This is a genomic window from Labedella gwakjiensis, assembly GCF_003014675.1.
GTDB classification, from domain to species: domain Bacteria; phylum Actinomycetota; class Actinomycetes; order Actinomycetales; family Microbacteriaceae; genus Labedella; species Labedella gwakjiensis.
In genome coordinates, this window is the sequence record NZ_PYAU01000001.1 from 1,023,200 (window position 1) to 1,043,158 (window position 19,959).

The 19,959-nt window shown below is 70.3% G+C and carries 15 protein-coding genes; 11 read left to right on the plus strand and 4 right to left on the minus strand.

Features of this window, described 5'->3' with window-relative positions; genetic code table 11:
- Positions 1-111 precede the first annotated feature (111 nt).
- The 5 genes from CLV49_RS04810 to CLV49_RS04830 all read left to right on the plus strand — a co-directional run bounded on the left by CLV49_RS04810 (position 112) and on the right by CLV49_RS04830 (position 9,152).
- Positions 112-1,371: a sugar ABC transporter substrate-binding protein gene (locus tag CLV49_RS04810; protein WP_106562514.1), complete on the plus strand. Its 1,260-nt coding sequence runs from the start codon at positions 112-114 to the stop codon at positions 1,369-1,371.
- A 115-nt stretch (positions 1,372-1,486) separates the two neighbouring features.
- Positions 1,487-2,458: a carbohydrate ABC transporter permease gene (locus CLV49_RS04815; RefSeq protein ID WP_106562515.1), complete on the plus strand. Its 972-nt coding sequence runs from the start codon at positions 1,487-1,489 to the stop codon at positions 2,456-2,458.
- Positions 2,455-3,273, plus strand: coding sequence for a carbohydrate ABC transporter permease (locus CLV49_RS04820; RefSeq protein ID WP_106562516.1), 819 nt, complete (start codon positions 2,455-2,457; stop codon positions 3,271-3,273). The genes CLV49_RS04815 and CLV49_RS04820 overlap by 4 nt, the downstream gene beginning before the upstream one ends.
- A 3-nt stretch (positions 3,274-3,276) precedes the next feature.
- On the plus strand, positions 3,277-5,271 hold the full coding sequence (locus tag CLV49_RS04825; RefSeq protein ID WP_243696728.1) for a glycoside hydrolase family 127 protein: 1,995 nt from the start codon (positions 3,277-3,279) through the stop codon (positions 5,269-5,271).
- Positions 5,272-5,324: 53 nt separating this feature from the next.
- Positions 5,325-9,152: a LamG-like jellyroll fold domain-containing protein gene (locus CLV49_RS04830; RefSeq protein ID WP_243696729.1), complete on the plus strand. Its 3,828-nt coding sequence runs from the start codon at positions 5,325-5,327 to the stop codon at positions 9,150-9,152.
- A 135-nt stretch (positions 9,153-9,287) separates the two neighbouring features.
- Here the strand turns inward: CLV49_RS04830 and aceB are convergent, their stop codons facing one another.
- Both aceB and aceA read right to left on the minus strand, forming a co-directional pair.
- Positions 9,288-10,907, minus strand: a complete 1,620-nt coding sequence (aceB, locus tag CLV49_RS04835) for a malate synthase A (RefSeq protein ID WP_106562517.1) — start codon at positions 10,905-10,907, stop codon at positions 9,288-9,290.
- 26 nt (positions 10,908-10,933) lie between these two features.
- On the minus strand, positions 10,934-12,241 hold the full coding sequence (gene aceA, locus CLV49_RS04840) for an isocitrate lyase (protein WP_106562518.1): 1,308 nt from the start codon (positions 12,239-12,241) through the stop codon (positions 10,934-10,936).
- A 179-nt stretch (positions 12,242-12,420) separates the two neighbouring features.
- Between aceA and CLV49_RS04845 the strand changes: the two genes are divergently transcribed.
- The 5 genes from CLV49_RS04845 (at position 12,421) to CLV49_RS04865 (ending at position 17,232) form a co-directional block, all read left to right on the plus strand.
- Positions 12,421-13,857 carry a helix-turn-helix domain-containing protein gene (locus tag CLV49_RS04845; protein WP_243696730.1) on the plus strand — a complete coding sequence of 479 codons (1,437 nt, stop codon included), beginning with the start codon at positions 12,421-12,423 and terminating at the stop codon, positions 13,855-13,857.
- A gap of 171 nt (positions 13,858-14,028) precedes the next feature.
- Complete coding sequence (locus tag CLV49_RS04850) at positions 14,029-15,492, plus strand: MFS transporter (RefSeq protein ID WP_106562520.1); 1,464 nt, start codon at positions 14,029-14,031, stop codon at positions 15,490-15,492.
- Between the two features lie 9 nt (positions 15,493-15,501).
- Positions 15,502-15,873, plus strand: coding sequence for an ArsR/SmtB family transcription factor (locus tag CLV49_RS04855; protein ID WP_106562521.1), 372 nt, complete (start codon positions 15,502-15,504; stop codon positions 15,871-15,873).
- Between the two features lie 23 nt (positions 15,874-15,896).
- The gene (locus tag CLV49_RS04860) at positions 15,897-16,922 is read left to right on the plus strand and encodes a DMT family transporter (RefSeq protein WP_106564893.1); all 1,026 of its coding nucleotides are present in this window, start codon (positions 15,897-15,899) and stop codon (positions 16,920-16,922) included.
- A gap of 82 nt (positions 16,923-17,004) precedes the next feature.
- Positions 17,005-17,232: a three-helix bundle dimerization domain-containing protein gene (locus CLV49_RS04865; RefSeq protein ID WP_106562522.1), complete on the plus strand. Its 228-nt coding sequence runs from the start codon at positions 17,005-17,007 to the stop codon at positions 17,230-17,232.
- 24 nt (positions 17,233-17,256) lie between these two features.
- Here the strand turns inward: CLV49_RS04865 and CLV49_RS04870 are convergent, their stop codons facing one another.
- Together CLV49_RS04870 and CLV49_RS04875 are read right to left on the minus strand one after the other, a co-directional pair.
- Positions 17,257-17,892 carry a dihydrofolate reductase family protein gene (locus CLV49_RS04870; protein WP_106564894.1) on the minus strand — a complete coding sequence of 212 codons (636 nt, stop codon included), beginning with the start codon at positions 17,890-17,892 and terminating at the stop codon, positions 17,257-17,259.
- Positions 17,889-18,878 carry a squalene cyclase gene (locus tag CLV49_RS04875; protein WP_106562523.1) on the minus strand — a complete coding sequence of 330 codons (990 nt, stop codon included), beginning with the start codon at positions 18,876-18,878 and terminating at the stop codon, positions 17,889-17,891. The genes CLV49_RS04870 and CLV49_RS04875 overlap by 4 nt, the downstream gene beginning before the upstream one ends.
- Positions 18,879-18,998: 120 nt before the next feature.
- Here CLV49_RS04875 and CLV49_RS04880 point away from each other — a divergent pair, with 120 nt between their 5' ends.
- Complete coding sequence (locus CLV49_RS04880) at positions 18,999-19,883, plus strand: cation-transporting ATPase (RefSeq protein ID WP_106562524.1); 885 nt, start codon at positions 18,999-19,001, stop codon at positions 19,881-19,883.
- Positions 19,884-19,959 lie beyond the last annotated feature (76 nt).

Here is a 19,959-nt window from a genome sequence, read left to right on the forward strand (position 1 = left end):
CCCCACCGACACCACCGACACCACCCCCACCCCACCACCCCGGTCCCTCGACGCCCTCGAGGGGACCGTCGTCCGTCGACCCGTCGGACGCACCACGAAGGAGAAACCCGCATGATTGCAAAGAAGCTGCATGTTCCGTTGGCCCTCGCGACGACCGCGCTCGCGGCCGTCGCCCTGGCCGGCTGCTCGACCGGCGGCTCCGGCGGCGGAGACGACGCCGCGTCCGGCACCTACACCTGGTGGGACCCGTACCCCCAGCACGAGGAGGGCTCCGACTGGGCCAATCGTGTGCAGGCGTGCGGCGACGAGGCCGGCGTGACCATCGAGCGCACCGCGTACGACACCACGGCCCTCACCAACCAGGCGCTCCTCGCGGCGCAGGAGAACAACTCCCCCGACGTGATCCTGCTCGACAACCCCGCCGTCTCGACGCTCGCGGAGACCGGCATGGTCTCCACGGTCGAGGAGCTCGGGCTCGACGTCTCCGACATTGACGAGAACCTCCTCGCCGCCGGCGAGCTCGACGGCGAGACCTACGGCATCCCGATCGGCGCGAACACCCTCGCCCTCTACTACAACGCCGACATCCTCTCCGCGGCCGGCGTGGACCCCGCGTCGATCACCGACTGGGACAGCCTCGACGCGGCCCTCGCGAAGGTCAACGACACCGGCAAGCGCGGCATCACGTTCTCGGCCCTCAACACCGAGGAGGGCACGTTCCAGTTCCTCCCGTGGTTCTGGGGCGCAGGAGCCGACCTCACCGAGCTCAACTCGTCGGAGGCCGTCGAGGCCCTGAACCTGTGGAAGGGCTGGCTCGACAAGGGTTACGCGCCCAACTCGGTCATCACCAACTCGCAGAACACCGTCTGGGAGGAGTTCCTCACCGGTGAGTTCGCGTTCGCCGAGAACGGCACGTGGCAGGTCAACAGCGCGGCGGACGCCGGCTTCGAGACGGGCGTCATCACGCTCCCCGCGAAGGACGGCGGCGCCGCCCCTGCTCCGACCGGCGGCGAGTTCGTGATCGCCCCCGTCCAGTCGGACACCGCACGCTACGACGTGACGCGGAAGATCATCGAGTGCATGACGACCCCAGAGGGCTTCGTGGAGACGGCGAACACGTTCGCGTACTACATCCCCCCGACAGCTGACGGCCAGGACGCCCTGCTCGAGGAGCACCCGGAGCTCGACACCTGGGTCTCCGCCGTGCAGGCCGCGAAGGGACGCACGAGCGACAACCTCGGAACCGACTACCCGAAGATCTCCGAGCAGCTGTGGACCGCCGTCCAGAGCGCACTGTCCGGAGCGGAGGACCCCCAGGCCGCGCTCGACGCCGCCCAGGACGCCGCTGCCACAGAGACCGACGGCAACTAGCCGCCGCCGATACCCCGGGGCGGGAGCCGCCGCTCCCGCCCCGGGCCCAACCGGCCCGTGTGGGCCCGCACCGGCCCACACGCGCCCCACCTCGCGACACAGAACCGAAGGCATCATGACCACCTCCCTCACCCGCCGTCCGGCGCCGGGCACCGACACCGTCTCGGTGACCGTGCCCGACCCGCGCAAGCGACGGCCCTCGCGCCTCCTCGGCTCGCGGTGGGTCGCCTTCGGCTTCGCGGCCCCTCTCATCGCGTACCTGCTCGTCTTCTACGCGTTCCCCCTCATCCGCAGCGTGGACCTCAGCATCCACGACTACACGATCCGCGCCTTCGTGCAGGGCAACGCGGAATTCGTGGGTTTCGACAACTACGCGGCCATCCTGAGCAGCCCGCTCTTCGGCCAGGCGCTCGTCAACACCACCCTCTTCGTGGTGGTGTCCCTGCTCTTCCAGTACGCGATCGGCCTCGCCCTCGCGGTGTTCTTCCGCAGCAACTTCCCTCTCTCCGGACTGCTCCGCGGACTCTTCCTCGTACCGTGGCTGCTGCCGCTCATCGTGTCGGCGTCCGTGTGGTCGTGGATGCTCAACAGTGACAGCGGCATCGTGAACTCGGTGATCGTGGCGTTCGGCGGCGAGCAGATCAACTGGCTCACGTCGCCGGAGACGGCGCTCACCTCGGTGATCATCGCGAACATCTGGCTCGGCATCCCCTTCAACCTCGTGATCCTCTACGCGGGACTGCAGAACATCTCGCTCGACGTGTACGAGGCGGCCTCTCTCGACGGAGCGGGTGCCTGGCGGCAGTTCTGGAGCATCACGTTCCCGCTCCTCAAGCCCGTGTCCGCGATCACACTCCTCCTGGGACTCGTCTACACGCTCAAGGTCGTCGACATCATCTGGATCATGACCGCTGGAGGCCCGGCGAACTCGTCGACCACGCTCGCCATCTGGTCCTACCGCGAGGCCTTCGGAACGGGACAGCCCGACCTCTCCCCCGCGGCGGCCGTCGGCAACCTGCTCATCGTGATCGCCCTGATCTTCGGATTCTTCTACCTCCGCATCCAGCGCCGGGAGGCGAACTCATGACCGCTCGTCGTTCGTGGTGGAAGCTCGCGCTCGGCGTGATCTTCACAGCCCTCATGCTCTTCCCCGTCTACTGGATGGTCAACGTGTCGCTCACGCGCACGCAGGACCTCCGGCTGAGCCCACCGCACATCTTCCCGGTGAACCCGACGCTCGAGGGCTTCGAGGCCGTCATCCGCCAGCAGCTCCCCAACCTCGGGACGAGCCTCCTCATCGGTCTCGGCTGCGTCGTCCTCACCGTCGTCATCGCCGCCCCGGCGGCGTACGCGATCGCCCTGCTCAACCTCCGCGGCGGGCGCACCCTCAACTTCATCCTGCTCGTGGCGCAGATGATCCCCGGCGTCGTCATGGCGATGGGCTTCTACGCCATCTACGTGCGCGCAGGTCTCCTCAACAGCGTGTGGGGGCTGATCCTCGCGGACTCGACGATCGCCGTCCCGTTCGGGGTGCTGCTGTTCACCGCGTTCATGAGCGGACTCCCGCGCGAGCTGCTGCAGGCCGCGAAGGTCGACGGCGCGAACGCCTGGCGCACGTTCGTCTCGATCGTGCTGCCGATGAGCCGCAACTCGGTGCTCACGGTCTCGCTCTTCGCGTTCCTCTGGGCCTGGTCGGACTTCATCTTCGCGTCGACGCTCGCGCGCAACAGCGAGCTGCGGCCCGTGACCCTCGGCATCTACGCCTACATCGGCAACAACACCACCCAGTGGAACGCGATCATGGCCACTGCCGTCGTCGCCTCCATCCCCGCGGCCATCCTCCTCGTGGTGGCCCAGCGATACGTCGCCGCCGGCGTGACCGCCGGCGCCGTGAAGGACTGACCCGTGACCTCGACCTCCTCCATCGCCTCCTCCTCGACGGCGACGCCGTCATCGGCCGCCGTCCCGGTGGCCCCCGAGAACTCCGCCAGACGAGGGACCGCCGTCGCCGACGTGCGGCTCTCGCCGAACGGCTTCTGGGGTCGCCGCCAGGAGGTGAACGGTGCGGCCACGCTCGCGCACTGCCTCGACTGGATCGAGCGGCTCGGCTGGCTCGAGAACATCGATCGCGTGGCCCGCGGCGAGGTCACGGTGGAGCGCGCCGGATGGCAGTTCTCCGACTCCGAGATCTACAAGCTGCTCGAGGCGATGGCGTGGGAGCTCGGGCGTCGCGACGACGCGGAGCTCGAGGCGACGTTCGCGTCCGTCGTGGCCCGCGTGGCGGCCGCGCAGGACGACGACGGCTACCTCGGCACCGCCTTCGGCCACCCGGGACTCCCTCCCCGCTACAGCGACCTCGCGATGGGGCACGAGCTCTACAACATGGGCCACCTGCTCCAGGCCGCCGTCGCGCGCGTGCGCACGGCGGGCGACGACCTCCTGGTGGAGGTGGCCCGCCGGGCTGCCGACCACATCTGCCGCGAGTTCGGCGGGGACGGGCGGGACGGCATCTGCGGTCACCCGGAGATCGAGGTGGGCCTCGCCGAGTTCGGCCGAGCCGTGGGCGAGCCGCGCTACCTCGCGCAGGCCCGCTTGTTCGTCGATCGCCGCGGCCACGGGAGCCTCCCCGTCCCGCCGCTGCAGTCGGCCGAGTACTTCCAGGACGACACCCCCGTGATCGACGCCGAGGCTCTCCGCGGTCACGCCGTCCGCGCCCTCTACCTGTCGGCCGGAGCCGTCGACGTGGCCGTGCACGACGGCGACGTCGCGCTCCTCGACGCGCTCCGCGGCCAGTGGGACCACACGGTGGAGCGCCGCACCTACCTCACGGGTGGCATGGGATCCCGCCACCAGGACGAAGGCTTCGGCGACGACTTCGAGCTCCCCACCGACCGCGCCTACTGCGAGACGTGCGCCGGCGTCGCCTCCGTCATGTTCTCGTGGCGGCTCTACCTGGCCACGGGCGAGGTGCGCTACGCCGACCTCATCGAGCGCACGCTCTTCAACGTGATCGCGACGTCGCCGGCCGCCGACGGCCGGTCCTTCTTCTACGCGAACCCGCTCCACCAGCGCGAGGCCGGGGCCGTTCCGACGGACGGCGTGAACGCGCGGGCCGAGGGCGGCACGCGCGCCCCGTGGTTCGAGGTGTCGTGCTGCCCCACGAACGTCGCGAGGACGTTCGCGTCGCTCCCCGCGTACGTGGCCGCTGTCGACAGCTCGGGCGACGGTTCGACCGACGGAGACGTCGCCGTGCTCATGCAGTACGCGGACGGACGCGCCGTGATCGGCGACGTCGTGCTCGACGTGCAGACGCGCTACCCGGACGACGGCCTCATCCGCATCACGGTGCTCGAGGCGCCGGACGCCGAGAGCACCCTGCGTCTGCGCGTGCCCGCTTGGGCGAGCGACGCCGTGCTGACCGAGCCGGGAGCGGAGTCGCACCCGGTCGCACCCGGCTGGGCGGACGTGCGCCGCGCCTTCGTGTCCGGAGACGTCGTCACGCTCGACCTGCGCCTCGCCCCCCGCTTCACGTTCCCCGATCCCCGCATCGACGCGGTGCGCGGCACGGTGGCCGTCGAACGCGGCCCCCTCGTGCTGTGCCTCGAATCGACAGACCTCCCCGGCGACGCCACGATCGACGACGTGAGCGTCGACACCACGTCGGCCCCCATCGCGAGCGGCGACGGCGCGTCCGTCACCGCGATCGTCGCCGACCCCGACGAGCGGACACCCGGCGCCCTGCCCTTCACCTCGGCGCCGGCGACACCCCTCCGGGCGGGCGCCACCGAGCTCGCGCTCGTCCCCTACCACCGATGGGCCGAACGCGGCCCGTCGACCATGCGTGTGTTCATCCCGACGGCGGACGGGACGGACTCCACAGCGGCCACCGACGGGCGGTAGCCGCTGCACCGCGCCGGTCCCCACCGGCATCAGAAACAGAGAGGTTTCACCACATGATGCGCGATGCACCATCGCATACACATGTCCGTCGACGCGTCGCCGCCTTCTCCACCGCCCTCGCGGTTGGAGTGGGCGTCGTCGCCGCCGGAGCAGCCAGTCCGGCATCGGCGGCTGTCCCCACCCCCGACCTGCACTACTCCATGGACGACGTCACCGGCACGACCGTGCCCGACTCCTCGGGGAACGACCGCAACGGCACGATCAGTGGCAGCACTGCCGTGATCGCGTCGGACGACGGCTCGGCCCTCGACCTCACGGGCGGACACGTCGTGCTCCCCACCGAGATCCTCGACGGCGCGACCGACCTCACCGTCGCCACACGCGTCCGCTGGGACGGCGGGGCCGCCTGGCAGTGGCTCTTCGGCCTCGGTTCCGACAACTCCCACTACCTCTTCACATCGCCGTCGAGCGGAGAGGGGAAGCTCCGCACCGCCATCACCCGCGCCGGCGGCGGCTCGAACGAGCAGACGGTGACCGGCAGCGGCCCGCTCAAGACGGGCGAGTGGGTAGACCTCACCGTCACCCTCGACACCACGGCCGACCGGCTCGTGACCTACATCGACGGCGCCGCCGTCTCGAGCGTCGCCACCGATGTGACAGCTGGAGAACTCCTCACCGACTCGGCGACGAGCGGCGGATTCATCGGCAAGTCGTTCTACCCGGACCCCGCCTTCGACGGCGCGATCGACGACTTCCAGGTCTTCCGTTCGGCGCTCACCGCCGAGCAGGTCGCCGAGCTGTCGGGCGCCGAGGCGCCGACCCTCGAGTCCCTCACCACGACGAGTTTCGAGGTGCGCACGCGCGTCGACGAGGCTCCGGTGCTTCCGGCCGTCGTCCGCGGCGTGTACTCCGACGACGTCGAGCGCGACGTGCCGATCACGTGGGAGGACGTGCCCGCGTCGTCCTACGCCCAGTCGGGCGTGTTCACCGTCGCGGGAGTCGCGGCCGACATCGACGTGACCGTCGAGGTCACGGTGACGCGCGGCGAGGTCCGCATCGACATGGCCGAGAACACGGGCGACGTCTACGGCGGAGCCTCCGGCGTGCTCTACGGGCTCTACGGCGACGACATGCCCACCTCCAACCTCGTCGAGGGCATGGACGTGCGCACCGTCGCGACGAAGGCGCAGGACGGCGGCCAGCACCCCGGCTCCGACGCGCTCGAGATCCTCCCGACGCTCACGGCGTCCGGCGGCGACGTGTACCTCCGCGTCACCGACTACTACCGCGGTTTCCCCTACCAGTGGCCGGGCGACACTCCCGAGGAGAAGCTCGCCGACTATCGGACGGTGCTCGACGAGCAGCTCGCGATGATCGCGACGATCCCGGCGGAGCAGCGCGAGCACCTCGTGATCGAACCCTTCAACGAGCCGGAGGGCAACATGTTCGGCACCGGCGAGTGGAGCCTCGACGGCACCTCCTGGCTCGACGACCCCACGGACTACTTCGCCGCATGGGACAGCACCTATGCGCGCATCAAGGAGGCCTTCCCCGACATGCGCGTCGCCGGCCCCGGACTGAGCGTGCTGTTCTCGCAGACGCAGGGCTTCCTCTCCCACACGGTGGAGGCCGGGACCGTTCCGGACATCATCACGTGGCACGAGCTGAGCGACCCGGCGACCATCCGCACATCGGTCGACCGCTTCCGCGACTGGGAGGCCACGGCCTTCGAGGGATCGTCGTACGAGGGCACGGAGCTGCCCATCAACATCAACGAGTACGCGTTCAACTACCACACCTCCGTCCCCGGTCAGATGATCCAGTGGATCTCCGCGATCGAGGAGAAGAAGGTCGACGCGATGATCGCCTTCTGGAATATCAACGGCAACCTCTCCGACTCGGCCGTGCAGCAGAACCGCGCCAACGGTCAGTGGTGGCTGTACAACTCCTACGCGCAGATGTCCGGCCACACGGTGGAACTCACTCCTCCGTCGCCCGGCGAGAGCTACACGCTGCAGGGCGTGTCGTCGCTCGACGAGGAGAAGAAGATCTCGCGCACCATCATCGGAGGCGCCGACGGCGCCGCTCCCGTCGACTTCGTCGACGTGCCGGCCGACGTGTTCGGATCGACGGCTCGCGTGCAGGTGCGGGAGATCCCGTGGACCGGTCAGATCGGTGACTCGGAGCAGCCGATCGTGCTGTCCGACCGGATCGCCGAGGTGGCGGACGGCACGCTCACGCTCGACTTCGGCGCCGGCGATCTGCCGCAGCTGACGGAGTCGTCCGCGTACGAGATCCTCATCACCCCGGGCGAGGGCGCCGAGGCCACGGCGGCATCCCCCGCCTGGAACGCCTCGTACGAGGCCGAGGACGCCGCGTTCACGGGCTCGGGCTACTCGAAGAACGGCCCGGAGGGTTCGCCCAACGACGTGAGCAAGTACTACACGTCCGGCGGATACAACGTCGGCGGGCTGCGCGAGGGCTCGAACGGGAGGCTCTCCTTCACGGTCGACGTCCCCGAGACGGGCGCGTACGACCTCAGCGTGTTCGCGAACAGCCTCAACACGTACGACCTGATCGCGGAGAACGGGCCGACGAACGTCTTCCTCACGGTCGACGGCGCAGCGGAGCAGGAGGTGTTCCTCCCGCTCGGCTACAAGTGGGTCGTGTGGGACCACGCCGACACCACCGTGCAGTTGACGGCCGGGACGCACACGATCTCGCTCGCCACGACCGATCTCGCCGGCACCGAGAGCACGAAGGGCGACGCGCTCATCGACCGCATCACCCTCGAGCGCTCGGCGTCCGCTGACGCGGTCACCGACTACGAGGCCGAGTACGCCGATCACACAGGCACACCGACCGCGACGGGCGTGCAGCTCGCGTCCGACGAGTCCGCGACGTTCTGGGTCTACGGAGAGGAGGACGCCGAGGCCACCCTCGAGGTGCTCGGCTCCGGCAGCGGTTCGGTGAGCCTCAACGGTGACGCCGTGCTCGATCTCTCCTCGGGTGAGGCCGCGGCCGAGCAGCGCCAGAGCGGAACCCCCGCCTCGGCGGTTCAGCTGCAGGGCGGCATCAACAAGATCGTGGTGACGGGTGAGGCGACGATCGACCGGATCCGGATCGCCGCATCGCAGGATCAGCTCTCCTCCACCGAATACCAGGCGGAGGACGCGGAGCTCTCGGGCGACGCGACCACGTCGGAGCTCGGGCTCGCCGAGGGCGGACTCGCCGTCGATGGGCTCGGCGGGGAGCCGGGCAACGACAATGCCGTGACCTTCACGGTGCAGGCGGACTCCGCCGGTCGCTACGCCATGGTCGTCCGGTTCTCGAACCCCGAGCAGGTGCCGGCGACGCACTACAACCCCAACCCGATGGCGCGTCACGCCGACATCAGCGTCAACGGAGGGGCATCCGAGCGGGTGCTCTTCGTCCCCACGTTCCACGAGAACAACTTCTGGGAGCGCACGATCGTGCTCGATCTGGAAGAGGGCGAGAACACCATCCGCTTCGGAGCGGAGGAGCAGCCGAACTTCGACGGGGTGACGTACGCCCAGGACAACTTCCCCGGGATCCCGCTGCGCTCGGCCGAGGCTCCGATCCTCGACCGCATCACCGTGTCGGAGCTGTCGGCCGCGGCGGAGACGCCCGTCGTCGTGACGCCGACCGACCCGGAGCCGGGCACGCCGGGCGGCGGAGGCGGTGACGGCGGCAACGGTGCGGGTGCCGGCGACCCGGACGGGAACGGGAACGCCGCTCCCGGTTCCGGCGACGGTCTCGCCTCCACGGGGTCGTCCCCGCTCGGCGCGCTCATCGCCGGGCTCGTCCTCCTCCTCGCGGGAGCGCTGGCGGCGCGCCGTCGCCGGTCCGCGATCGGCTGACCCCGGCGCACCGCACGATCCTGCGGACCACCCCCGCCACACGGTCGCTGAGCCTGTCGAAGCGGCTCTCGTTCTCGAGAAGCCGACACCCTTCGACAGGCTCAGCGCAGGCGTTCCTCAGGGACCGTTGTGCGGTCAAGCCGCGGCCGCGACCGGAGTGGGCGACTCCACGAGGTAGCGGGAGTACGCCGTGACCGTGAGGAAGGTGGGGTACTGCTCGCCCAGCGCGACCTCCCGGAAGACGTCGACCGCGTCGTCGAAGCGATCGGTGCCGCTGCGCTCCAACGACGCGAGGACGTCCGCGATGAACCCCTCGACGAGCTCCGCCGTGATCTGCGACCCCTCGGCCGTGATCGTGTCCTGGTGGATCCACTGCCAGATCTGGCTGCGGCTGATCTCCGCCGTCGCCGCGTCCTCCATGAGACCGTCGATCGCCGCGGCTCCGACACCGCGCAGCCAGCTCTCGATGTAGCGGACGGCGATGGACACGTTGTCGCGCACCCCCGACTCCGTGACAGCGCCCTGCAGGGAGCGGACGTCGAGCAGTTGCGCCGCCGTCACGTGCACGTCGTCGCGGAGGCGGTCCACCTGGTTCGCCCGGTCGCCGAGCACCGCGTCGAACTCGGCGCGCGCCGTGGGGATGAGGTCGGGGTGCGCCACCCACGAGCCGTCGAAGCCGTCGGCCGCCTCGCGCCGCTTGTCCTCCGCGACCTTCTCGAGCGCCCGCGCCGTGGCCTCCGGGTCCCGGCGGTTGGGGATGAACGCGCTCATCCCGCCGATCGCGTGCGCGCCCCGCTTGTGGCATGTCTGCACGAGCAGCTCGGTGTACGCGCGCATGAACGGGACCGTCATGGTGACCTCGATGCGGTCGGGCATCACGTACCACTTCCCGCGACCGCGGTAGTTCTTGATGATCGAGAAGATGTAGTCCCAGCGCCCCGCGTTGAGGCCCGCGCAGTGCTCCCGCAGCTCGTAGAGGATCTCCTCCATCTCGAACGCAGCGGGGAACGTCTCGATGAGGACGGTCGCCCGGATCGTGCCGTGCTCGATCCCGAGCGCCTCCTCGGAGAACGTGAAGATGTCGTTCCACAAGCGCGCCTCGAGGTGCGACTCGATCTTCGGCAGGTACAGGTACGGTCCTGCGCCGTTCTCGATGAGCCGCTGCGCGTTGTGGAAGAAGAACAGTCCGAAGTCGACGAGCGAACCGGACGCCGCCATCGCGATGCCCGACCGGTCCGTGAACCGCAGGTGCTTCTCGACGAGGTGCCAGCCGCGGGGCCGCATGACGATCGTGGGGGTCGTCTCGCCGACCGTGTACCGCCGGCCGTCGGGGCTCTCGTGGGTGAGCTGTCCGCGCACCGCGTCGAAGAGCGTCAGCTGACCGCCGACGACGTTGGCCCACATGGGCGAGGTGGCGTCCTCCTGGTCGGCGAGCCACACGTCTGCCCCGCTGTTGAGGGCGTTGATCGCCATCTTGCGGTCCGTCGGCCCGGTGATCTCCACGTGGCGCCGGTCGAGGCCCGGCCCGGGGCCTGCGACGCGCCAGCTCGCGTCGTCGCGGATCGCCTGCGTTTCCGCCAGGAAGCGCAGGTCGCGACCGTTGCCGAGGTCGAAGCGGCGCTGCATGCGGGCGGCGAGCCTGTCGTGGCGGGCTCCGGCGAACCGCAGGTGCAGCTCGTCGAGGAAGGAGAGGGCCTCGGGCGTGAGGATCTCGTCGAAGCGGCGGCCGCTCGGGCCGGTGATGTCGATGGTCATGATGTCGTCCTGTCCTTCTCAGCGTGTCAGTGGAACTGTTCGGATTCGGTGCTGCCCACGAGAGCGAGGGTCGCGCTCGTGGGGTTGAGGGCGGTGGAGACCCGGTCGAAGTACCCGGTGCCCACCTCGCGCTGGTGCCGCGTGGCGGTGTAGCCGTCGGCCTCCGAGGCGAACTCCGCCTCCTGCAGCTCCACGTAGGCGCTCATGTGGCGACGCGAGTAATCGCGGGCGAGCGTGTACATGGAGTGGTTGAGGGCGTGGAAGCCCGCGAGGGTGATGAACTGGAACGCGTACCCCATGGCGGCGAGCTCCCGCTGGAAGCGGGCGATCTGGTCGTCGTCGAGGTGGCGCTTCCAGTTGAACGACGGCGAGCAGTTGTACGCGAGCTTCTTGCCCGGGAACTCCGCGTGGATGCTCTCGGCGAAGGTCCGCGCGAGCTCGATGTCGGGCTCGGCGCTCTCGACCCACAGCAGGTCGGCGTAGGGAGCGTACGCATGGCCGCGGGCCAGGACGGTCTCGATGCCGGGACGCGTCTCGTAGAAACCCTCAGCGGTGCGCTCCCCGGTGAGGAAGGGGCGGTCGCGCTCGTCGACGTCGCTCGTGACGAGGTTCGCGGCGAGCGAGTCGGTGCGGGCCACGATCACGGTGGGCACCCCGGCCACGTCGGCGGCGAGCCGCGCGGCGTTGAGGGTGCGGATGTGCTGCGCCGTGGGCACGAGGACCTTCCCGCCCATGTGGCCGCACTTCTTCTCACTCGCGAGCTGGTCCTCCCAGTGCACGCCGGCCGCTCCCGCCTCGATCATCGACGACATCAGCTCGAAGGCGTTGAGCGGTCCGCCGAAGCCTGCCTCCGCGTCGGCGACGATCGGGGCGAGCCAATCGATTCCCGAACCGCCGCTGGTCGACCCGTCGGCCGACTCGATCTGGTCGGCGCGCAGCAGGGCGTTGTTGATGCGGCGGACGACGGCCGGGACGGAGTTCGCGGGGTAGAGACTCTGATCCGGGTACGTCTGGCCGGAGAGGTTCGCGTCGGCGGCGACCTGCCAGCCCGAGAGGTAGATGGCCTTGAGGCCGGCGCGCACCTGCTGGACGGCCTGGTTTCCGGTGAGGGCGCCGAGGGCCGGCACCCACTCCTCGGAGTGGATGAGCCGCCACAGGTTCTCGGCCCCGCGGCGGGCGAGGGTGCGCTCCTCGCGGACGGTGCCGCGCAGCGAGACGACGTCGGCGGCGGTGTAGTCGCGCTCGACGCCCATCCAGCGGGCGTCGGTCTTCCAGCGCGACTCGAGCTCCGAAGCGGTCTCCGTGACGTCGCCGGGGCGGTGGGTCTCGTTCATCGTGTCCTCCTCTGATCCGCCTCATCGGTGGGGCGTTCCCCCACTGTGCGACCGATCGGAGTGCTCTTCTTCGACTCCGGTGACAGAAATTCGGCTGTTTTTCTGCTTGCCAGAAGAACGCGGTCGGGCGATGCTGGACCATGGCCACCGACGCCCGGTTCCCGACGCAGGATGACGACATGCTCGATTCCCTGACCATCGGACGCCGCATCCGCCAGGCCCGCACCGACCGCGGGATGACCCTGGAGGCGCTCGGCGCGGCCGTCGGCCGGGCGGCGAGCCAGATCAGCGTGCTCGAGAACGGCCGCCGGTCGCCGCGACTCTCCGAGCTGCAGGCCGTGGCGCGTGCGATCGGCGTGCCCCTCGACGACCTCCTCTCCCCCGAGGCGCCGACTCCGCGCGCGGCGCTCGAGATCGCCCTCGAACGCGCGCAGCGGTCCCCGCTCTACACGTCGCTCGGGCTACCGCCGCTCCCACCCCGGAAGTCGCTGAGCGACGACGCGATCACCGCGGTACTCGGTCTCCACAGCGAACTGGAACGGCTCCACCGGGAGCGCGCTGCGACACCCGAGGAAGCGCGACGCGCGAACACGGAGCTCCGGAAGGAGCAGCGCCGCCACGCCAACCACTTCCCCGAGCTCGAGGCCACGGCCGCCCGGCTCCTGCAGGCCGTCGGCCACGCGGGAGGCCCCCTCTCGCAACGGGTCGCGTCGAGCCTCGCCACGCACCTCGGCTTCTCGCTCCACTACGTCTCCGACCTGCCGGCGTCCACGCGCAGCGTGACGGACCTCGAGAACGGGCGCCTCTACCTGCCGGTGCGGCAGCGGGCGGGCGCGGACCCCCGATCGGCTCTCCTCCAGGCGCTCGCAGCCGTGGTGCTCGAGGCCGGGGAACCGACCGACTACGAGGACTTCCTCCGGCAGCGTGTGGAGACGAACTACCTCGCGGGCGCGCTCATGATCCCCGAAGCGAGTGCCGTCGACTTCCTCACGGCCGCAAAGGCGCAGCGGGAGCTGTCGGTCGAGGACCTCCGCGACGCCTTCGCCGTGACGTACGAGACGGCGGCGCACCGCTTCACGAACCTCGCAACCGTGCACCTCGACATCCCCGTGCACTTCCTCAAGGTGCACGCGAGCGGCGCCATCTCGAAGGCGTACGAGAACGACAGCGCCGCCTTCCCCACCGACGCGCTCGGCGCCGTCGAAGGCCAGCTCGTATGCCGGTGGTGGAGCGCCCGTCAGGTCTTCGCCGTCGAGGACCGCTTCAGTCCGTACCACCAGTACACGGACAAGCCGGGCGGCACGTACTGGTGCACGTCGAGCATCCAGTCGAGCAGCCGCGGCGACTTCTCGGTGAGCGTCGGCACGCCGTTCGCGACCGCGAAGTGGTTCCGCGGGCGCGACACGACGAACCGTCAGACGTCCCGCTGCCCCGACCCGTCGTGCTGCCGACTCCCGCCGGAAGAGCTGACCGACCGTTGGTCGGGCGCGTCGTGGCCGAGCGCACGCATCGAGGCGTCGCTGCTCGCGGCCCCGCCCGTCGGCACGTTCACGGGGGTGGACCACACCGACGTCTACGAGTTCCTGGAGCGCCACGCCCCGCGCGACAGCGTGTGAGTGTCACCTTCTCGACACCTCGCCTCCCGTCGACAGACACAGGACCGTGCTGTCCCCCGACGAAACCGTCGTAGGATGTGAGCATCTGAGGTAAAAACGCCTGTTCCCCCAGGCGCGCACACGCGGATCCGAGAGGACCGCCACTTCTTCATCTGAAGGAGTGTGCTCTCAATGACCACCGAATCACCCCACACCACCACGACCGCAACCGCGGTCGCGCCGCGCCGACTGCGCGAGGCGTGGATCGCCCTCGCCGGGCTCGCGGCCGTCTTCCTCGTCGAGATGCTCGACAACTCGATCCTCACCGTGGCCCTCCCCACGATCGGGCGCGACCTGGACGCCTCGACGACGGACCTGCAGCTCGTGACGAGCGCGTACTCCATCGTCTTCGGTGGACTCATGCTCGCCCTGAGCGCCCTCGCCGACCGCGTGGGTCGGCGACGGATCATGCTCGCAGGACTCGTGCTCCTCGCCGCGGCCAGCCTCTCGACCGCCGCCGTCACGACACCGGAGCAACTCATCGCCGTCCGCGCCGCCATGGGCGTCGCCGCCGCGATGACGACACCCGGTTCGCTCGCCCTCGCGTTCCGTCTCTTCGACGACGACACCCTCCGGGTCCGGGCGATGACCGTCATCTCGACGGTCGGCCTCGTGGGCCTCGCCGTCGGCCCCACCGTCGGCGGGCTCGCTCTCACGGTCGCGCCGTGGCAGGCACTGTTGATCGCCGACGCACCGATCGCCGTCGTCGCCCTCGTGTGCATCGGCACCGGAATCCGCGCAGACGACCCGGCCGACCTGCACCGCGACCCGATCGACGTGGCCGGGGCAGCCCTCGGCACACTCACGATCGTCCTCGCACTCGTCGCCCCGACGCTCTTCGTCGAATCCGGATCGGGGTCGTGGATGCCGTGGGCGGCACTCGTCGCCGCTGTCGTCGCGGCCGCCGCGTTCGTCGCCCGCGAGCGGACGGCGACACATCCCCTCCTCGACCTCGAGCTCATCGCTCGCCCGCTCGTATCGAGCGGCCTGCTCCTCAAGTCCGCCGCCGGGCTGGCGACGGCAGGGCTCGGCTACCTCGTGACACTGCAGCTCCAGCTCGACTGGGGGTGGACGGCCGCGCAGGCCGCGATCGGGATGCTCCCCCAGGTGATCGTGCTCATCGCGGGCGGGGCGCTCGTCGGCCCGCTCATGAGACGGGTCGGCATGGACGGCGCGTCCTGGATGGGCGCCGTCGTGGTGGTCGCCGGGCTCGGTGTCTTCGCTCTGCTCGGCCGCTCCGGCTACGGGTGGGTCGCGCTCGCCCTCGTTTTCGTGGCCGCCGGGATGCGCGTGGTCGGCGTCGTCGCCGGCACGAACGTCATGCGCGGACTCCCCGCGAACCGCACCACCATCGGGGCTGCACTCGTGGACACGTCGAGCGAGGTGACGACGGCCGCCGCGATCGCGATCGCCGGGACGATCATCGCGGCGATGTTCAGCGGCAGCATCGCGACCCCGGGGTGGACGGCGGCGCAGGCCGACCAGTTCCGCACCGCTGTCGCGCTCGGCTCCACGGTCCTCACGCTCATCGCCGCCGCCCTCGTCGGCGTCGGCATCGCGCGCGGTCGCACGTCACGGAACGATCCCGTGGGTTAGTATCTGCGTATGAACGCAGATACGCAGCAATGCGGCAGAAGCCCCGAGAGCCCGTACGTCGAGCTCGCCGTCGAGGTCTTCGCGATGCTCGCCGACGCCACCCGGGTGCGCATCATCCTCGCGCTCCGCGACGGCGAGCTGTCCGTCAACCACCTGGCCGACATCGTCGACAAGTCGTCGGCCGCGGTCTCCCAGCACCTCGCGAAGCTGCGGCTCGCGCGCATCGTGTCGACGCGGCAGGACGGGACTCGCGTGTTCTATCGGCTCACCGACGAGCACGCGAGCCGACTCGTGAGCGAAGCCATCTTCCAGGCTGAACACGCGCTCACCAACGCCCCGGGACACCACGCCACGGGCACGCCCGCGCCCGCGCCGCGGTGATCGCCTCCCTGCGACACCGCGGCGTGCAGGCGGCACTCCTCGCGGCCGTGCTCTTCGGCGCCGGGACACCCGTGGCCAAGTCCCTCCTCGACGCCGACGTGAGCCCGTGGCTCCTCGCCGGACTCCTCTACTGCGGCTCAGGGATCGGGCTCGGCGTGCTGAGGATCGTCCGCCGATCGCCGCGCGTGCGACTCGCGCGCACCGACGTCCCGCCTCTCGCGGGCGCAATCCTCTTCGGCGGCATCCTGGGCCCGGTCCTCCTGCTGCTCGGGCTCTCGTCGATGCCGGCCTCCGGCGCCTCCCTGCTTCTCAACGCCGAGGGCGTCTTCACGGCCGTTCTCGCCTGGGTCGTCTTCCGTGAGAACGTCGACCGGCGCATCGCCCTCGGCATGGTCGCGATCGTGGCGGGAGCCGTCGTGCTCAGCGCGCCCTCCGGGGCGGTGATCTCGAGCCCGTGGCCGGCCCTCGCGATCCTCGGCGCCTGCCTCTGCTGGGGACTCGACAACAACCTCACGCGCAAGGTCGCACTGACGGACGCGACCTGGCTCGCGGCGATCAAGGGTGGCGTGGCCGGGCCCGTCAATCTCGCGCTCGCGTTCGCGCTCGGCGCGCAGATCCCCGGGGCCGCGAACATCGCGGCCGCCATGGTCGCCGGGTTCTTCGCCTACGGGGTGAGCCTCGTGCTCTTCATCGTCGCGATGCGCCACGTGGGCACGTCCCGCGCCGGTGCGTACTTCTCGATCGCCCCGTTCTTCGGAACGGCCCTCGCGATCGTCCTCGGCGACCCGCTCACGTGGCCGGTCGTCGTCGCGGGCGCACTCATGGCGCTCGGCGTCTGGCTGCATCTCACGGAACGCCACGAGCACGAGCACACGCACGAGGCGATCACGCACTCCCATCGACACACCCACGACGAGCACCACCAGCACGACCACGCGCCGGGCCAGGAGGTCGCCGCGGGAGCGTGGCACACCCACGAGCACACCCACGAACCGATCACCCACACGCACGAGCACTACCCGGACAGCCACCACCGGCATCGGCACTGATGAGGGCACTGACCAGGGGGCACCGACCAGGGGTGCTGACCAGGGGGTATTGCCGCGGCATCCCATCGCGGATAGTTGAAGCATGTCGAGGTTCAAGCCGCAGGACGAGTACGAGGCGCTCGTCTACGTGATCGACCTCTTGGCACGGCGTCACCCATCGGTCCCCGAGGACGACATCGTGCGGATGGTGGCCGAGGAACTGGAGCGGACGAGCGGCGCGGCCCTCCGCAGCTACATCCCGGAACTCGTGGAACGCAACACCCGACGCCGCCTGCGCGAGTATCCGTCGGCGGAATCGGCGACCGCCTGAGCGGAACGGCAGCCGTGATCCCGGTCAGACGCCGCGGTCGGGGGCGGTCATGTCGCCGGTGCGCACGTCGCCCCCCGGTCCGTACCGGAGCAGCACCGTTCCCTTCTCGGACGAAACGGGCGGTTCGAGGAGAGTGAGCCCGACGGGCGGGCCGTCGTCGGGGAAGAGTCGCTTCCCCGCGCCGATCACGATCGGGTGGATCCACAGGTTGAGCACGTCGAACAGGCCCTCGCGCACGAGGGTGCGGGAGAAGTCGATGCTCCCGATGACGTGCACGTTCGCGTGTCGCTCGCGCAGGTCGGCGATCGCTGCAGGAAGGTCGTCGCCCAGCAGCTCGGAGCCCCGCCACGGCAGGTCGATGGCGCTCCTCGAGGCCACGTACTTCGGGATCTCGGCGAACTTCCGGGCGATCGGCGAATCGGAGCCGTCGAGTTGCTGCGGCCAGTACGCGGCGAAGATGTCGTACGTCTTGCGGCCGAGCAGGAGCGCGTCCATCGCCTCGATGCCCTCCCACACCTGCGCCCCCGCGATGTCGTCGAGCAAGGGCGCCTGCCAGCCGCCGAACACGAAGCCGCCTTCGCGGTCCTCGTCAGGTGTACCAGGGGCCTGCTGCACCCCGTCGAGCGTGCTGAAGAGGTCGATACTGATGCGCCCGGTCACGAGGCGTCGTCCCACCAGTCGAGCACCCGGGTGCCGATGAGCGTGAGCCAGCGCGACGGCTGGCCCTGGGGGACGTCGACGTCGAACCAGGTGCGGCCCGCGAGGGGCACCCCCTGCAGCCAGGTGCCGTCCGGCTGCCGCGCCTGCCTGACCACCTCGATCGCCTCGGCCAACCGGGGATCGGGCGGGGTGCCGTCCCAGAGGGACGCGCTGCGGAAGTGATCGAGTGCCGCGAGAGCGCTGTACCGGAAGCGATCGGGGTAGACGAACTGCGTCACGAACGGCGAAACGACCTCGCCCGTGGACGCGCGGAACATCAGGCGGCGCTCCAGCAGGTACTCCTCACCACCGTGTCGCGCCTCCGCCACGCTGTCGTCGAGAGTGAACCGCTCGTACGCCAGGAGTCCGCGCACGGCGTTGAGGGTGGAGTGGAACGACGAGCGCGTCGACAGCGTGCCGTCGGAGCTCTGGCCCGGGTCCTCCGCCGCACAGTTCCAGCCTCCGTCGGCCAGCCGGTGCTCGCGGAACCACGCGGCCAGAGACGACACGTCCACGCCGAGCCAGGCTCCCGTCGCGATGGTGAACGCGTTGATGCACACGTCGACCTCGCCACCCCAGTACGGCAGGTCGTCGTAGTCCCACCGGCTGTTCGCCTCGATCCTCTCGGCGGTGTCGCCGAGCACGGCGGCGTCGACTCCCCACTCGCGCAGGTCTTTGAGCGCCCATGTGGTGGCGGTCCACGGCTGACCGGGCTGCTTCGCCTCCTCGCTCTCGAAGAAGCCCGCCGGCACGTACGAGCCGCCGGCCCACTGCCCGTCCGGATCCTGCTTCGAGAGCAGCTCGGCCCCGAAGCCCTCCGTGGCGACGCGCGCCCTCGTGGCCTCCCACGCCCGCGGGGGCGCGCCCACGAGATCGCGTTCGACCTGCCAGCGCGCAGCCGGATCGGAGTCGAGCAGCCAGTCGAGAACGCGCGGATCGATCGTCATGCCCGGCACGCTACTCCGGACCTCCGACACCGGGAAGGGGGTGGGATTCCGACACCGGGTCCGGGCACTTCCCCGGGGGTTTCCCGGGTATCTGTCAAAGAACTCCGACAGGATCGGGGCATGCCCGACTTCAAGCGACTCCTCGGTGCCGCCGCGAAAGCGCTCGGCGACTCGTCCTCCTCGTCTTCACCCACGAATCAGCGGAACGGCTCTTCGACGGACTGGAAGAACATCGTCCGCACGGCCGCCGACAAGCTGACGGGCGACGAGCAGAACTCGCGGAATACCCCGCGTGGCGGCGCCGACAGCCCGTCCGCCTACCGCCCGACGAACGATCGGTGGAGCGGTGGCGCCCCCGCCGGCCGCACGTCCGGTTCCCAGCCCACCGAGGCCGACCGGATCGCCCTCGGCAAGTACGACTACCTCCTCCAGACCGCCCCTCCCGGGCAGCTCGAGCAGGTCCATCACGAGGCCTTCGAACGACTCACCCCGGCCCAGCGGCAGCAGCTGCAGGACAGGTTGACCGAGGAGCTCCCGGCCCACGAGCGCCCGCTCAGCGGGTCGACGGGCGACCTGGCCCGCGCCGCGACGCGCGGCGAGACGGCCCACCCCGGACTCATGAAGCGGGTCTTCGACGCCCGACGCTCGTCGAGCGGTCGCGGCCGCTCCGGCATGGGCTCCTTCGCCACGGGCGCCGCGGCCGGGGCGGGAGTCGCCGCGATCGGTGGCATCGCGCTCACCGTCGCGGGCGCCGCGGCCGTCAGCAGCGTGGCCGGCCCGCTGCTCTCTAACGCCCTCGCGTCGGGTGTCGACTTCGGCGGCCTCGCCGACGGCTTCGGCTTCGAGGGCATCGCTGGCCTGACCGAGGGAGTCGGCGGCCTCACCGAGGGCGTCGACGGTCTCGCCCAGAGCGGCGAGGAGTACGTCGGCGGTCTCGGCGACCAGCTCGGCGAAGCCGCTCAGGGCTTCGAGATCCCGGGACTCGGTGACCTCTTCGGCCGCTGACCCCGCGCCGCGCCCCACCCCGCGGCCACTCAGGTAGTCCCTTTGCGCGCGCTTATACCCCTATACCGATATCACA

Coding starts and splice junctions, on each gene's coding strand:
- CLV49_RS04875 (WP_106562523.1), bottom strand. CDS start 18,878: ATGACGATCGATCCGCGCGTTCTCGACTGGCTGCTCGACTCCGATCCG.
- aceA (WP_106562518.1), bottom strand. CDS start 12,241: ATGAACGAGACCCACCGCCCCGGCGACGTCACGGAGACCGCTTCGGAG.
- CLV49_RS04810 (WP_106562514.1), top strand. CDS start 112: ATGATTGCAAAGAAGCTGCATGTTCCGTTGGCCCTCGCGACGACCGCG.
- aceB (WP_106562517.1), bottom strand. CDS start 10,907: ATGACCATCGACATCACCGGCCCGAGCGGCCGCCGCTTCGACGAGATC.
- CLV49_RS04865 (WP_106562522.1), top strand. CDS start 17,005: ATGTCGAGGTTCAAGCCGCAGGACGAGTACGAGGCGCTCGTCTACGTG.
- CLV49_RS04880 (WP_106562524.1), top strand. CDS start 18,999: ATGCCCGACTTCAAGCGACTCCTCGGTGCCGCCGCGAAAGCGCTCGGC.
- CLV49_RS04850 (WP_106562520.1), top strand. CDS start 14,029: ATGACCACCGAATCACCCCACACCACCACGACCGCAACCGCGGTCGCG.
- CLV49_RS04830 (WP_243696729.1), top strand. CDS start 5,325: ATGATGCGCGATGCACCATCGCATACACATGTCCGTCGACGCGTCGCC.
- CLV49_RS04855 (WP_106562521.1), top strand. CDS start 15,502: ATGAACGCAGATACGCAGCAATGCGGCAGAAGCCCCGAGAGCCCGTAC.
- CLV49_RS04845 (WP_243696730.1), top strand. CDS start 12,421: ATGCTCGATTCCCTGACCATCGGACGCCGCATCCGCCAGGCCCGCACC.
- CLV49_RS04820 (WP_106562516.1), top strand. CDS start 2,455: ATGACCGCTCGTCGTTCGTGGTGGAAGCTCGCGCTCGGCGTGATCTTC.
- CLV49_RS04815 (WP_106562515.1), top strand. CDS start 1,487: ATGACCACCTCCCTCACCCGCCGTCCGGCGCCGGGCACCGACACCGTC.